Annotated in this window: 12 protein-coding genes; 6 read left to right on the forward strand and 6 right to left on the reverse strand. The window is 72.2% G+C overall.

From position 1 onward, the window contains the following. Positions 1–122: 122 nt before the first annotated feature. The 4 genes from KBX50_RS01990 to KBX50_RS02005 are packed head-to-tail and all read left to right on the forward strand — an operon-like array spanning position 123 to position 3643. Positions 123–650 (forward strand): hypothetical protein, encoded by a 528-nt coding sequence (locus KBX50_RS01990; protein ID WP_210934053.1) that lies wholly within the window; start codon positions 123–125, stop codon positions 648–650. Beyond that, positions 647–1723: a peptidoglycan-binding protein gene (locus tag KBX50_RS01995; RefSeq protein ID WP_307870805.1), complete on the forward strand. Its 1077-nt coding sequence runs from the start codon at positions 647–649 to the stop codon at positions 1721–1723. Before KBX50_RS01990 ends, KBX50_RS01995 begins: the two co-directional genes overlap by 4 nt. Continuing rightward, entirely contained in the window at positions 1720–2415 is a 696-nt protein-coding gene (locus tag KBX50_RS02000) for an ABC transporter ATP-binding protein (protein ID WP_210934055.1), read from the forward strand. Before KBX50_RS01995 ends, KBX50_RS02000 begins: the two co-directional genes overlap by 4 nt. Before the next feature lies 1 nt (position 2416). After that, positions 2417–3643 carry an ABC transporter permease gene (locus KBX50_RS02005; RefSeq protein ID WP_210934057.1) on the forward strand — a complete coding sequence of 409 codons (1227 nt, stop codon included), beginning with the start codon at positions 2417–2419 and terminating at the stop codon, positions 3641–3643. 66 nt (positions 3644–3709) lie between these two features. Here the strand turns inward: KBX50_RS02005 and KBX50_RS02010 are convergent, their stop codons facing one another. The 4 genes from KBX50_RS02010 to KBX50_RS02025 all read right to left on the reverse strand — a co-directional run bounded on the left by KBX50_RS02010 (position 3710) and on the right by KBX50_RS02025 (position 9538). After that, positions 3710–5320: an SGNH/GDSL hydrolase family protein gene (locus tag KBX50_RS02010; protein ID WP_210934059.1), complete on the reverse strand. Its 1611-nt coding sequence runs from the start codon at positions 5318–5320 to the stop codon at positions 3710–3712. A gap of 83 nt (positions 5321–5403) precedes the next feature. Next, entirely contained in the window at positions 5404–8235 is a 2832-nt protein-coding gene (locus KBX50_RS02015) for a LuxR family transcriptional regulator (RefSeq protein ID WP_210934061.1), read from the reverse strand. Positions 8236–8384: 149 nt separating this feature from the next. Further along, positions 8385–8807: an OsmC family protein gene (locus KBX50_RS02020; protein WP_210934063.1), complete on the reverse strand. Its 423-nt coding sequence runs from the start codon at positions 8805–8807 to the stop codon at positions 8385–8387. A gap of 92 nt (positions 8808–8899) precedes the next feature. Beyond that, positions 8900–9538 carry a nitroreductase family protein gene (locus KBX50_RS02025; protein ID WP_210934065.1) on the reverse strand — a complete coding sequence of 213 codons (639 nt, stop codon included), beginning with the start codon at positions 9536–9538 and terminating at the stop codon, positions 8900–8902. Between the two features lie 76 nt (positions 9539–9614). On the opposite strand from KBX50_RS02025, the gene KBX50_RS02030 reads away from it, so the two are divergent. After that, complete coding sequence (locus KBX50_RS02030; RefSeq protein ID WP_307870806.1) at positions 9615–10748, forward strand: sensor histidine kinase; 1134 nt, start codon at positions 9615–9617, stop codon at positions 10746–10748. Positions 10749–10802: 54 nt separating this feature from the next. Here the strand turns inward: KBX50_RS02030 and KBX50_RS02035 are convergent, their stop codons facing one another. Further along, a complete protein-coding gene (locus KBX50_RS02035) occupies positions 10803–11867 on the reverse strand; it encodes a PaaX family transcriptional regulator C-terminal domain-containing protein (protein WP_210934069.1) in 1065 nt (354 codons plus the stop codon). A 288-nt stretch (positions 11868–12155) separates the two neighbouring features. On the opposite strand from KBX50_RS02035, the gene KBX50_RS02040 reads away from it, so the two are divergent. Beyond that, on the forward strand, positions 12156–13520 hold the full coding sequence (locus KBX50_RS02040; protein WP_210934071.1) for a PHB depolymerase family esterase: 1365 nt from the start codon (positions 12156–12158) through the stop codon (positions 13518–13520). Positions 13521–13610: 90 nt separating this feature from the next. Here the strand turns inward: KBX50_RS02040 and KBX50_RS02045 are convergent, their stop codons facing one another. Further along, a complete protein-coding gene (locus KBX50_RS02045) occupies positions 13611–14297 on the reverse strand; it encodes a TetR/AcrR family transcriptional regulator (RefSeq protein WP_210934072.1) in 687 nt (228 codons plus the stop codon). Positions 14298–14302 lie beyond the last annotated feature (5 nt).

Genomic DNA, 14302 nt, shown 5'->3' on the forward strand with positions numbered 1-14302 from the left:
TGGTGCCGCGACCGCGGATAACGCCGCCGTAAACGTGATCGGTTACGCCCGCGATACGTCACCACGGATGCACTGGTCCGGTGTCCGGCGACCGCCGTCGGACACCGGAGAGGACACCAACGATGCGACGGAGCACACTGACGCTTCCCGTGCTGCTGATCCTGGCGCTCGCCGGGTGCGCCGGCCGGGACGGCGACCGGACCGGGGTGGCCACCGCCGGCGGCGCCGCGACGGCCTCCGCCTCGGCGAGCGGCACCGCCGGCAGCGACGCCGAACGAAGACTGGATTTTGCCCGCTGTATGCGGGAAAACGGGGTGGAGCTGCCCGACCCGGAGGCCGGCAACGGACCGATGTTCCGGTTCGACGGCAGTGTCGACCCGAAGCGGGTCGAGGCCGGCATGGAGAAGTGCCGCCACCTGTTGCCCAACGGCGGGCAGGCGGCGCAACTCGACGCCGAACAGCTCGAACAGATGCGGGTGATGGCCCGGTGCATGCGCGAGAACGGGGTGCCGGACTTCCCGGACCCGGCAGCGGACGGCCGGATCCAGATCCAGCGGGACGCCCTGGGAATCGACCCGGACGACCCGGCCTTCCGCGCCGCCTTGGAGGCGTGCCGTCAGCACGCCCCGCAGTTCGGGGGTGGCCGGTGACCCGTCGCACCCGCCTGCCCGCCGCCGGTGGCGCGGCGTTGATCCTCGTCGCCGGGGCGGGCGTTGCCGCGGCGGTCGGCTTCGGCGGTGGTTCCGGCGACGGATCCGCCGAGGCCCGCACCGCCGCGCCCGGCAGCGCCGCCGTCACCCGACAGACCCTCGCCGACGCCGAGACCATCGACGGCGAGTTGGGGTACGGACCCAGCCGGACCGCCACCAGCCGGCTGCCCGGCACGCTCACCGCACTGCCCGACACCGGCACCACCGTGTCGCGCGGCAAGGCCCTCTACGCCGTCGACAACGACCCGGTGGTCCTGTTGTACGGACGGCTGCCCGCCTACCGGACGCTGCAACCCGGCGTCGAGGGTGCGGACGTCAAACAGTTGGAACGGAACCTGACGGCCCTCGGCTACTCCGGCTTCACCGTCGACGACGCGTACACCTGGGCCACCGCCGAGGCGGTCCGTGCCTGGCAGGACGACCTCGGCGTGCCGGAGACCGGCCACGTCGAGCTGGGTCGCGTCGCGTTCACCGATGGCGCCGTCCGGGTGGAGGGCCACCAACTCGACGTGGGCGCGGCCATCCAGCCAGGGCAGGCGGTGCTCACCTACACCGGCACCAGGCGGCTGGTCACCGCCGAACTCGACATCGACGACCAGCGCCTCGCCGACCGCGGCACGGCGGTGCAGGTCACCCTGCCCGACGGCCGGCGGGTGGCCGGGAAGATCGACACCGTCGAGACGGTGATCCGCGACGGTTCGGCGGAGGCCGGTGGCGACACCGGCGCCGAGACGAAGATCGAGGTGACAGTCGCGGTCGAGGATCAGCGGGCGCTGGCCGACTTCGACCATGCGTCCGCCGAGGTCACCTTCATCGTCAGCGAGCGTGCGGACGTGCTGACCGTTCCGGTGGCGGCGCTGCTGGCGCTCGCCGAGGGCGGTTACGGCCTGGAGGTTCTCGAAGACGGAACCAGCCGGATCGTCGCGGTGACCACCGGACTGTTCGCCGACGGTCGGGTCGAGGTCAGCGGCGACGGAATCGTCGAGGGCAGCACCGTCGGGATGCCCCGGTGAGCGGGGACGTGGTCGTGCTCGACCAGGTCGGCAAGCGGTACGGCGACGATGTGGTCGCGCTCGCCGAGGTGTCGCTGCGCATCGGGTACGGCGAGTTGGTGGCCATCGTCGGGCCGTCCGGCTCCGGCAAGTCGACGATGCTCAACGTGATCGGCACGCTGGACGAGCCGACCTCGGGCACAGTCATGATCGACGGTCACGAGGTGGCGCGACTGTCCGACCGGCAACTCTCCGTGTTGCGCGCCACCCGGATCGGTTTCGTGTTCCAGCAGTTCCACCTGGCCCCGGGCGTACCGGTGGTGGACAACGTGGCGGATGGACTGCTCTATGCCGGCGTACCCCGCCGGGAGCGGCGGCGGCGGGCGGAGGCCGCGCTGGATCGGGTCGGTCTCGGGCACCGGCTCGGACACCGGCCGCACGAACTCTCCGGCGGCGAACGGCAACGTGTCGCGGTGGCCCGTGCGGTCGTCCGCGAGCCCGCCGTGCTGCTCGCCGACGAGCCGACCGGCAACCTCGACACCGCCTCCGGGACGGCCGTGCTCGACCTGCTGTACGAGCTGCACCGGACCGGGACCACGGTTGTCGTGATCACCCATGACCGGGAGATCGCCGCGGCCCTGCCACGGCAGGTGCGGATGCGCGACGGGCGGATCTGCGCGGACTCGCGGCTCGTGCCGAGCGGGGTGAGTTGACATGTCCGTGACGTTGCAGGCCCGGCCGACCGCGCCGCTCACGCCGGCCCGGATGCCCGCCGCCGACGTGCTGCGGGTGGGTGGGGTCGGGCTCCGGACCCGTCCGCTGCGGGCGTTTCTCTCCGCACTGGGCATCGCCATCGGCATCGCCGCGATGGTCGCCGTGGTCGGCATCTCGTCATCCTCGCGGGCCGAGCTGGATCGCACTCTGGCCGCGCTCGGCACCAATCTGCTCACCGTGTCCCCGGGTCGGACCCTCTTCGGTGCGGACGCCCAACTACCTGAGGACTCGGTGGCGATGATCGGCCGGATCGGTCCGGTGACGCAGGTGACGGCGACCGGTCAGGTCGCCGACGCGAAGGTCTACCGCACCGACCGTATCCCGCAGGCAGAGACCGGCGGCGTCGCGGTGCGGGCGGCGCAGCTCGGGCTCCTGGACACCGTCGGCGGCGAGGTGGCCAGTGGCAGCTGGCTGAACGAGGCCACCGCCGGGTATCCGGCGGTGGTGCTCGGCGCGACCACCGCCGAGCGGCTCGGGCTGGGTGCCGCCGGCCCGGACGTGCAGGTGTGGCTCGGTGGTCGCTGGTTCACCGTGGTGGGCATCCTCGCTCCGGCACCGCTGGCACCGGAGCTGGACAGCTCGGCCCTGGTCGGCTGGGCCGTCGCCGCGAGCCACCTGGGATTCGACGGGCATCCGACCACCGTCTACACCCGAGCCGAAGCCGACCAGGTCGAGGCGGTCCGCGGGGTGCTCGGGGCGACCGCCAATCCGGAGGCACCCAACGAGGTCGACGTCTCCCGACCCTCGGACGCGTTGGCCGCCGCCCAGGCCACCGACGAGACGTTCACCGCGCTGCTGCTGGGACTGGGCGCGGTGGCCCTGCTCGTCGGTGGCGTCGGGGTGGCCAACACCATGGTCATTTCGGTGCTGGAGCGGCGTTCCGAGATCGGACTACGCCGCTCTCTGGGTGCCACCCGGGGGCAGATCCGCACCCAGTTCCTCGCCGAATCGCTGCTGCTGTCAGCCCTCGGCGGAGCTGGCGGGGTGCTGCTGGGCATCCTGGTGACCTCCGGGTACGCACTGTCCCAGGGCTGGCCGACAGTGGTTCCGGCCTGGGCGACGCTCGGGGGTGTGCTCGCGACGCTGCTCATCGGCGGATTGGCCGGCCTGTATCCGGCGATCCGGGCCGCCCGCCTCTCCCCCACCGAGGCCCTGGCGACCACGTGAGGCGACCGACGACCGGCCGCCACGGTGACGCCGGCAGGGCACCCGGGTGCCCTGCCGGCGTCACCGTCACAGGGTGATGCCCAGCGTCTGGCGCAGCCGGTCGGCCAGGGCCCGGTAGCCGCGGGCGTTGGGGTGGAAGGAATCCTCCGGGTCCGAGACCACGAACCCGTTCGACCACGGATCACCGCTGCACACCCGGTGGCCCTGGAAGGCGTCGAAGGCGTCGACGAAGACGACCCGTCCGTCACCGGTCGCCCGGACGGCTGCGGCGATCATGTCCCGGGCCTGGGCCGTGGCCTCGGCGATGCGGGTGAGTTCGGCGGTGTCGATGGTGGCGTTCGTACCGAAGCACCCGCTACTCGTGGGCAGTGGGTCCACCCCCGGTACGGGCAGGAAGGCGGGGTAGCTCAGCACCGCCAGCACGGCGTCGGACCGCATGCGCGACAGGATGTTCTGGTAGAGCGAGACCAGCCTGGCCTGGGTGGCCTGTAGCTCCGCCGGGGTGACCAGTGGGGCGCTGCCGCAGTCCGACAGCGCGCAGTCGCGCAGCTTCGCGGCAAAGCCGAGGTCGTTGCCGCCGATCGTGACCGTCACCAGCCTCGTGTACGGCTTCACGTAGTCGACCTGGGCGAACTCCTCCAGGCTCTGCCGGTTGGTCAGGTCGTTGATCCGCGCGCCGTGGCACGCCTTGAGGTTCGTCCGGTCGATCGGCAGACCCCGGAAGCGGTCACCCTGGATCTGCATCGAGTAGGTGGCGGTGGCGCGCCGGCAGATCGTCGGGTTCGGCGGGCCGAGGTACGGCGGCGCGCCCGTGCCGGCGGAGTACGAGTCACCAAGCGCGGTGTAACGGATCACCGGTGCGGCCAGGCCGGTGTCGAGCGTTCCGGTGCCAAGCACGATGTGTAGCAGATCTGTGCCGAGCCCCTCGCAGAGCAGATAGCGCAGGCCCGGCAGCGGGCCGCACGCGCCCCAGGCGGAACCGACCGGCGCCAGCAGGTAGAGCTCGAAGAGGATCTCCACTTGGCGGCCACCGTCGTAGAAATCACCGGGGATCCGGACACCGCCGCTGGTGGCCCCGTAGTAGTACCGGTTGAAGGCGAACGGCGAGCCCACGTAGAGCAGCGTGCCGTCGTAGCCGGGGGTCCGGTCGACGACACCGGCGACACCGTACGCGTAGTCGAGGTAGAAGTTGCAGCTCAGCTCCGCGAGATACTCGACGGTCGCGGAGTAGTTGTCGGCGTCGGCGTTGAGCGAGGTCCGGCGCGCCACCTGCTCCTGGCAGTACCAGTCCGCGTCCTGCCCGGCACCGGCGGTCCGGCTGCGGACCGCCGCCCCGGTGCCAGCCCGCAGACCGTTTCCGGTCCCCTTCTCCTCCCCTGGCAGCGCCTTCGGACTGAGCTGTCCGGTCCGGCTGGTGAACGGCGCCGGCCGGGTGCCCTTGCGCGGCACCACCACCGGTCCGGGCAATGTGGGCCGCGGATCCCAGGCCTCGGTCGACGCGTTCTCCGGCTGCGCCGGCGCGATCGTCGAGCCGGTCGGGCCGGCCATCGCCGGTTGAACCGCGGTCAGCAGACCGACCACCATCAGCATCGGCACGGCCGCCCAGGAACGTCGCCGTAGCGACCACCACGCGATGGCGGTCCGGTGCCGGGACCGGCGTTTTCCGTCCACAGTCATCACCCCTCACGTCCTACGGAATCGGGTACCGGCAGGGTGGCAAAGCGGGCCAGCGGAGCGGATCCGTGAAACTACGCAAGCGGCTACGCAGGTGGCCCGTGGTCGCCGACGGCCTCGGTGAGCCGGCGGGCCATCGCGGTGCGGGAGTGGACCTGGAGCTTGGCGAAGACCCGGTTCAGGTGAGACTCGACGGTCCGTGGGCTGAGATAGAGCCGCGCGGCGATCTCCTTGTTGCTCAGGCCGGTCGTCGCCAGGCCGGCGATCTCCCGCTCCCGGGCGGTGAGGACTGCATCACCGCCCGGTTGCCCGGCGCGGGCCGGACCGGCGGCACGATGTCCGGCGAGCACGGCTGCGGCCCAGCCGGCGCCGCAGGCCCGGTAACCGATCTCGGCGCGGTCGAGTGCTGCGGTGCCGGGGTTGGGCCGGCCCGCGGCGAGGTACGCGGCACCGGCAAGGTGGCAGGACAGCGCCTCCTCCATCGGCGTTCCGGCCGCCGCGAAGCGGGCCGCCGCGCTCTCCGCCAGCATCGTCGCCCGTTCCGGGTCCTCCATCCGGTACGCGGTGAAGGCCCGGGCGAACCGGGCCAGTCCGATCTCGTACGGCAGATCGGCGGCCGTCGCCCGGCGTTCCGCCCGCTCACCGACCTGCCTGGCGGTGGTGTGGTCACCTCGCCCGGCGGCGGTGACGGCCGCGACCAGGTCCCGCGCCACCAGCACCGGTGGATGTCTCGACGGCGGTGCCGCCGGCTCGATGAGCAGGTCGGCACCGCAGTCGCCCGCGACCGCCCTGGCCAGCGCCAGCTCCACCCGGTTTATCCGCCACCACGCGCGGGACCGTGGCTGCCCGACCGCCGCCTCGGGACCTGCACCGCTCAGGTCGGCGTCGAGCTGAGCCGAAGCGGGGCCGGCGGTGGCGAGGGCCGCGGCCGGGCCGGCGGTCCACAACACCGGGCGTAGCCGGACCGCCGCCGCCATCGCGGCCATCTCCGTGCTGCCCACCCGCTCGGCAGCGGCCCGCGCCTCCTCCGCGGCCCGCACCGCACGGGTCAGCCGGCCAGCGCGGGTGTGCACCAGCGACTCCATGACGAGCAGGTACGGCGAGGCACTGCTCGGCCCGAGGCCGTCCAGGATCCGTCTCGCCCGGGCGAGATGTCGGTCGGCGTCGGCGAAGTTGCCCAACTGGATCTCCACCAGCGCCAGCGGTGAGACGATCTCGACGTACGGGCGCAGGTCCGCGTCGCCGGTGGCGTCCACGGCGACGACGGCGGCAGTGAGGTACTCGCGTGCCGACCTGGCGCAGCCGAGGTACAGGGTGGCCAGCGCCCGCAACGTCAGCGCCGCCGCCACGAGCACCGACCGGCGTTCGTCCAGCAGTTCAAGGGCCCGCTGCGCGTGGTGCACCGCCGATGTCGGCTCCTCCCGGAACGCGTCCACGGCCGACAGTTCCACGTGCAGCTTCGCCTCCTCGACCGGGTCGAGCCGGCCCCGACCGAGCTGCGTGCCGAGCGTCGCGGCCGCCTCGGCGAAGTCGCCGAGCTGCCGGGCCACCGCCACACTGAACGTCTCGGCCCGCCTCCGCACCGGCCCCTCGGCGCGACGCAGCCGCTGGAGCACCTCGCGGCTACGGGCCAACTCGCCGCTGCGGCCGAGGGCCCGGGCGTACCACATCGCCACCTCGGCACGCCGCTCGTCGTGCGCACCGGTGTCCGGCATGATGCGCAGCGCGGTACCGAGCCAGCGGGCCGCCTCGGCGGGGGCCTCGTGCGCGAACGCGACACCCGCGTCGACAAGCGTGGCCACGGCGGTCTCGTCGCCGTGGCGGGCGGACCGTTCCGTGTGGTGGGCCACCAACCGCCGGGACGCCCGCCGGCCGCGCAGATAGCCGGCGGTGCGGGTGTGCGCCTCGAACCGCCAGGCCGCACCGGTCAACGCGTACGCCGAGGCCCGCATCAACGGATGCCGGTAGCGCAGCCGACCGCCGTCCGCGTCGAGCAACCCGAGCCGCCCGAGTTGGTCGACCGCCGCGCTGACCACGGGCATCGGCAGGCCGGCGACGTGCCCGACGAGGTCGATCGTGGTGTGGTCGCCGACCACCGCGGCGATGTGAGCGACCCGCTGCACCGACAGCTGCTGGGCGGTGATCTCAGCGGCGAGCCCGGCCAGCACGGACCGTCGCGATCCGGCGAGGCAGTCGGCGTCGACCGGGTCGTGCCGCCGAGCCAGGGACACCAGACCGTCCAGTTCAGCGTCGTCGAACCGGGACAGCGCCTGGATGTACAGCGGGTTGCCGAGACTGGCCCGCAGGATCAGCTCCCGGCGGCGGCGCGGCACGCCGGCCAGCAGGATGTCCAGGCTTGCCACGTCCAACGGCGGAAGGTCGATGAGGGTGGCCGCCGGGCCGAGCCGCGCGATGGCGTTGACCAGCCGTGCGGGTGGGCAGGCGCTGCGAAACGTCACCGCGAGCAGCATCGGCACCGGCGGGGGGTTGCCGATCAGATGCTCGGTCAGCTCCAGTGACGCCGAGTCGGCCCAGTGCACGTCGTCGAGCAGCAGTGCGGCACCCGGCTCCGGCGCCTGGGTGAGCATCCGCCGCACCGCCGCCGGCACCGACGGCTGCGCCGCGCCGTCCGGCCCGCTGCCGGCCGTCTCCGCCATCTCGGCGTAGAGCCCGAACGGCACCCCCTGCTCGTACTGGGTGGCCCGGCCGAGGCGGACCAGCAGCCCGGCGTCGGTGGCCCGCCGGGCCAACTCGCGGAGGATGCGGGTCTTGCCCAGGCCCGCCTCGCCGCACACCTCGACCGCCACGGATCGCCCGGCGCGCACGGTGGCCACCGCGCGGTCCAGCGACTCCAGCTCGGCTGCCCGGCCCACCAGCACCGGATCGGGCCCGAATCCCACCTCTCGGATGGCCGTCATCTCGCCTCCCCACGGGGAGTGTCACAGCGACAGCCATCGGTGACCATCAACTATTGGCCCGATCGTTGTCGGCGGCGTCGGTGCCGTGCCGCCGTCGGCTCATCGGCGTCGCCGGTGCCGGTCCGTGGCCGGCTCACCCGATGTCGACCTCACCCGATGTCGACCTCGATCTCGGGCGCGTTGAGCAGGGTGTTGTGCACCGTGCAGTGGCTCGCCACGGCACGCAACGCGGGCCACCTCTCCGGCGGCAGGTCGGTCGGCGGTCGTACGGTGATCCGGATGGCCGCGACCCGGGCCGGCCGATCGGTGGCCATCTCGAACGACGCGCTCACCGCCAGGCCGGCACGACCGTGCCCGTGCCGGGTCAGGTAACGCCCGGCGTAGAACGCGACGCAGGCGGCGAGCGAGGCGGCGAAGAGCTCCGTGGGGCTGGGCGCGGTGTCCGCACCACCCGCGTCGACCGGTTGGTCGGCCAGCAGCCGGTGATCGCGTACCCGGATCTCGTACGCCTCCCCGGCACGAAACTGCACGTCGATCGGGTCCAGGTCGACTCTGGTGTCCGTGGGTGTCATAACCCCTCCTCGGGTACGTCCACTCTCATCTGATCCCGGGGAGAGGCTTGCGCAGCAGGGCCGTTCGGCCTGCCGGAGCCGGGACAAGTGGGTCAGGCGTTGCCCCACTGGCCTCGGTGGATGACCGTGCCGGCGTCGCGGCGACGCGCGGCGACGGCGGGGTTCTGCGGTGGCAGGTCGTCGGCGCGATAGCCGATGCAGATACCGCCGATCGGTGCGTACTCGTCGGGAATGCCGAACTCGGCCTTGAAGGCGGCCGTGTGCGCGGGGACGTCGACCTCGGGTGTGAAGTCCGCACCGGTTGCCGGCGTGATGCCGAAGAAGCAGGCGCCCAGGCCCTCGTCGACGGCCGTGAGCAGCATCATCAGCGTCGCCATGCCGGTGTCGATGTACCAGTAGGGTGCCGGCCAGCGGGCCTCCGACCGGTCGGTCCAGCCCTTGTCGGCCTCGGCGTACCGGGCGAGGTAGGCCGCCTTGTGCGCCAGTGGCACGACCACCAGCGGCGCGTTCTGCATCGTGGGGGTCTGCGCGACGCGGGTCGGCACGAAGGGCCAGAATCTCGCGCGGTCGCCCGGCTCGGTGAGGGCGAGGAAGGCCCAGCCCTGTGAGAAGCCGGCCGACGGCGCCCGCAGCGCGCTGGCCAGGATCGTCTCGATGACCTCGGGGCTGAGCGGCCGGTCGGCGTAGTGCCGCACCATCCGACGGCGACGGATAACCTCTGCGAACTGCATGCGGGGGATCCTGCCACCAGGTTCGGGGCGCTGTCGCCACTGGTGGTCGAGGTTCGGCCGCCCGTACGATCGGCTGGTGCGGGAGCTGCTGCGAGCGTGGTGGCACGAGCCGCGCCCGGCGGGTCCGCCGCGCGGCTGGCGGGACTGGCTGCTGGTCGGCGTGTTCGTGGCGACGGCCTTGCTGGAGGGGCTCGTACGGTCGGATCTGCCGGCACCGACGTTCGTGCCGGTCCTGATCGGCGTCGGCCTCGCCCCGGTGCTGCTCTGGCGACGGACCAGCCCGTTGCTCATGGCCGCGATCGCCTTCCCGGTCTGTGCCGTCGGCGAGGCCGTGGTCGGCGGCGATCTCAGCCTGCACACGCTGGCCTACCTGCTGATCCTGGTGTTCTCGCTGTCGCGGTGGGGCTCGGGACGTGCGGCGGCCCTCGGAGCGGCCATCGTCGCCGCGAAGATCGCGTTGTCGGCGGCGGCCGGTCACCTCGGTCCGGGCGACGCGCTGGCCGGGGCCGGGGTGGTCTCGGCCGCGCTCGCGCTCGGTGCCGCGCTGCGTTACCGGGCCCGTGCCCGCCAACGCGAGTTCGAGCAGGTGAAGCTGCTGGAGCGGGAAAGACTGGCCCGCGATCTGCACGACACCGTCGCCCATCACGTGTCCGCGATGGCGATCCGGGCCCAGGCCGGGCTGGCCGTACTCGACACGCAACCGGCCGCTGCCGCCGACGCGCTACGAGTCATCGAGGCCGAGGCGACCCGGGCGCTTGTCGAGATGCGCGCGATGGTGCGGGTGTTACGCCGCGACGAGCCGGCCGAACGGACGCCAGCGCCACGCATCGCCGACCTCGAACACCTGGCCGGCCGCTCCGTTCAGGGCCCGGCGGTCGAGGTGGAATTCTCCGGTGACCTCGACGGGTTGCCCACGCCGGTGGCCACCGCGATCTACCGGCTGGCCCAGGAATCGGTCACCAACGCCCGCCGGCACGCCCGACACGCGACACGCATCGTGGTGCGGGTCGCCTGCGACGATGAGGTGGTGCAGCTACGGGTCAGCGACGACGGAGAGGTTCCTGGTCCACGGGTCTTCGGGCCCACCGGCTTCGGGCTGCTCGGAATGCGGGAACGGGCCCAACTGCTCGGCGGCTCGGTCGACGCCGGGCCGAACCTCGACCGAGGCTGGACGGTCACCGCGACGCTGCCGCGCGTCGCGGCGGCATGACCCGCAGCGCGCGACGCCCGCCGGCCTGACGGTCGAGTCCTGGCCACCGGCTCGTCAGGTCAGCTCTGCCGGGGCCCGCGCGGTCAACTCGTCGCAGTGGGCGGGCAGGTCCGGGCTCTGCCACTCGCCGTCCTGCCCGGCTTCAGCAGGGCTGGCACCGGGGTCGTCGCGCACCCCGGCGATCAGGTCGGCGGTGGTGTGGGCCCGGATGCCGACCGGCGCGCTGTCGGTGAATCGCCCGACGACCGCTCGGACGTGCTGCTCGGCGGGTTGCGCGAGACCGTCGTACACGGCCGCGAACAGCTCCCGGGCCGGCTGCCTGAGCCAGCCGGCCGGCAGCAGTTCCACCGGCAGCTGCGGGTCGAGGGTGGGAAAGCGGCGGAAGGTGTCCATCACCTCGGTACGCGCTCGGACCGCCGCGGCACCGTCGACCTGCCCGGAGCTGACCAACGGCAGCAGCGAGGTCCAACGGTCCAGGAACTCCGCGTAGTGCCGGGTGATGGCGTCGATGTCCCACGCCTCGATGGGCGCACGATCACTGATCGAACCCAGCGCGTTCTGGCGGCCCCGAAACACCGTGACGGTGCCGAGGGTCAGCTGTTCGAGCTGCACCCGCGCCCGCGTCGTCAGTTCGTACGGCGAGATCCACAGGCCGTCGTAGAGCGGCGCGTATCCGAGCCAGCGGAGCTGGCTGCGCAGCGCCCGCCGCTGGGCGTTGCGATCCTGTGGCAGCGAGAAGGCAACGATCGTCCAGCACCCGTCCCAGGGCGCCGCGACGGTGGTGGAGGTGAGGATCCAGTTGCCTCCGCTGGAGAGGTTGGCGGCGGCCGCCCGGCTGAGTCGGTACGAGCTGCGGCGTCCGTGCCGACTGCCTTCGAGCACCCCGCGGCGGGCCAGCCGGCTGATCGCGGTACGGGCACCGGCGGTGGTCACCCCGGACTCGGTGAGCAGCGCGACGATGGCTGCGGAGGGCAACGCGGCGCGGGTCCGCAGGGTGTAGTCCGCCAGCAGCGTCATCGCGAAGCCCTGGGGCGAGTTGCCCACCTGTCGCCGCGGCATCCGGAGCGAGTTGCTCCCGTCGTCGGAATAGATCTCCTCGATGTGGAACGGGCTAGTCACAGGCGCTCCGGACTCGACTCGGGTACGGGGTATCGACTGTAGATGGACGCCGATGCGTCAGTCCGTCGGCCCGGCCGAGAAGAGGGGACCACAGTTGATCGAGGCGCGTCGATTGACACTTCCTGGGCCCAGGAGAACAATATCTGCTACACGACGCCACACGGAGCCGGGCAGGGCAAGCCAGACGTGGTGGACGCGCCGTGATCACTGCGGGGAGTTGGGCGCACCCGCGAGCACAAACGCGCAGATCGATCCCAGCCTGCGAGCAGGCGTTCGAAGGAGTCGTCCGTGAAAATCAGAAGGAAATTACTGCTCGGCTTGGCCGTGTCGCTGGTCGCGGCCGGCCTGGTGGCCCCCACGTTCAGTCCGGCGTACGCGGCCTCGCTGACCGAGGTGACCAGCTTCGGCGACAACCCTGGCCGGATGCGCATGCACATCTACGTGCCGGACAACCGCCCGGCGAGGCCGGCGACGGTGGTGGCCATGCACGGTTGCGGCGGCTCGGGCCCCGGCTTCTACTCCGGTAGCGAGTTCGCCAGCCAGGCCGACCGATACGGCTTCATCGTGATCTACCCGTCCGCCACCCAGCAGGCCGGCTTCGGCAACTGCTTCGACGTCTGGTCGGATGCCGCCAAGCGCCGCGGCGGCGGCAGCGACCCGGTCTCCATCATGTCGATGGTCCGGTACGCGCAACAGCAGTACAGCGCCGACCCCGACCGGGTCTACGCGACGGGTAGTTCGTCCGGCGGGATGATGACCAACCACATGTTGGCCCTCTACCCCGACGTGTTCAAGGCCGGTGCCGCGTTCATGGGGGTGCCGTTCAACTGCTTCGCCAACGCTGCGGACTACCCACCCGGCAGCAGCCAGTGCACCGGCGGCAACATGAACCGGACCCCGCAGCAGTGGGGTGACGCGGTGCGCCAGGCATACCCGGGTTACTCCGGTCCGCGTCCCCGGGTCCAGCTGTGGCACGGCACCAACGACACGCTCGTGCCGTTCTCACTGCTGCAGGAAGCCGTCGAGCAGTGGACCAACGTGTTCGGGCTCAGCCAGACGCCCACCTCCACCGACACGCCGCAGGCCAACTGGAACCGCCGCCGATTCGCCGACACCAGCGGCACCGTCCAGGTCGAGGCGTACAGCATCCAGGGTGCCGGCCACAGCCTGCCCTCCGGCGGCATGGCCGCGGCCGCCGTCCAGTTCTTCGGCCTGACCAACCCGAACCCGACCACCCCGCCGCCGAACCCGACGACGCCACCGCCGAACCCGACCACCCCGCCGCCAAACCCGACCACCCCGCCGCCGAACCCGACCACTCCGCCGCCGGGCCCCGCCGCCTGCCGGGTTGCCGTCGCCGTCAACGCGTGGAACAACGGGCTCACCGAGAACATCACCATCACCAACACCGGCACCAGCGCGATCAACGGCTGGTCACTGGTGTTCACCCTGCCCGGTGGTCAGAACATCACCGGCGGCTGGAACGCCACCTACTCCCCCACCTCGGGGCAGGTGACGGCGAGGAACGTCTCGTACAACGCCAGCATCCCCGCCAACGGATCGTTGACGATCGGCTTCCAGGCCACCCACACCGGCAACGCCGCGAGGCCCAGCTCGTTCACCCTCAACGGGGCGTCCTGCACGGTCGCCTGACACCCGTCGGCGCTCCGGGGAGGCACGTCCGCGTACCTCCCCGGAGCGCCCGCCGGGTCGGCGGGCCGTAGCGTCCACGCCCCGACGCCCCTACGACTCGGCCTGGACCCCTTGGGCGAGCAGCCCGTCGACGAGGGCGCGAAGGCCGTCGACATAGGTGTCGCGCGGGGCCAGCACCGCCCAGCGGTCACCGAGCGCCGCGAGGTGCGGCAGTTTCTCGGCGTCGATGTTGCCGAAGAACGCGCCTCGGTGGTTCCCCCCGTCGCCGCCGCCGCGGCGCGCGGTGTGTGATCGGACGAGAATCTCCCCGACCGTGTAGTACCAGATGCTGCGGAAGACGTAGACGGCGTGGTCGGGGGTGCAGCCGTAGTCGATGGCGCCCGCCACGACCGCCTCGACCAAGCCCAGGGGCGAGTCGCCCAGCCGGGCGATGAATCCGTCCGTGGTGAGGACCTCGGCGGCCCACGGCCAGGCCGCCAGCGCATCGTGGATCGTGGCGGCCGCGGCGATGACGCGCTCCTGCGGCTCCTCCGGCAGCCCGGGGTGGGAGACCTGCTCTCCGTACTCATTGATCAAGAGGAACAGAAGGTCCTCTTTGTCCTGTACGTGATGGTACAGCGTCGTCGCCCCCACGCCGATCTCGGCGGCCAGCTTGCGGATGGTGAGCCTCTCCCACCCGTTGCGATCGATGAGGCCACGCGCGGCGGCCAGGATCTGGGCGCGAGATGTCGTCGGCGGTCTGCCTGCTTTGAGTCGCGGCGCATTGACTTGGGGCACCGCCC

The organism is Micromonospora sp. C51 (assembly GCF_018070435.1).
In the GTDB taxonomy this organism is placed as follows: domain Bacteria; phylum Actinomycetota; class Actinomycetes; order Mycobacteriales; family Micromonosporaceae; genus Micromonospora; species Micromonospora sediminimaris.

Bases quoted from the DNA above. Each gene is read 5' to 3' on its own strand.
- KBX50_RS01990 (WP_210934053.1), top strand. From the start codon at position 123: ATGCGACGGAGCACACTGACGCTTCCCGTGCTGCTGATCCTGGCGCTC.
- KBX50_RS02005 (WP_210934057.1), top strand. From the start codon at position 2,417: ATGTCCGTGACGTTGCAGGCCCGGCCGACCGCGCCGCTCACGCCGGCC.
- KBX50_RS02010 (WP_210934059.1), bottom strand. From the start codon at position 5,320: ATGACTGTGGACGGAAAACGCCGGTCCCGGCACCGGACCGCCATCGCG.
- KBX50_RS02015 (WP_210934061.1), bottom strand. From the start codon at position 8,235: ATGACGGCCATCCGAGAGGTGGGATTCGGGCCCGATCCGGTGCTGGTG.
- KBX50_RS02020 (WP_210934063.1), bottom strand. From the start codon at position 8,807: ATGACACCCACGGACACCAGAGTCGACCTGGACCCGATCGACGTGCAG.
- KBX50_RS02025 (WP_210934065.1), bottom strand. From the start codon at position 9,538: ATGCAGTTCGCAGAGGTTATCCGTCGCCGTCGGATGGTGCGGCACTAC.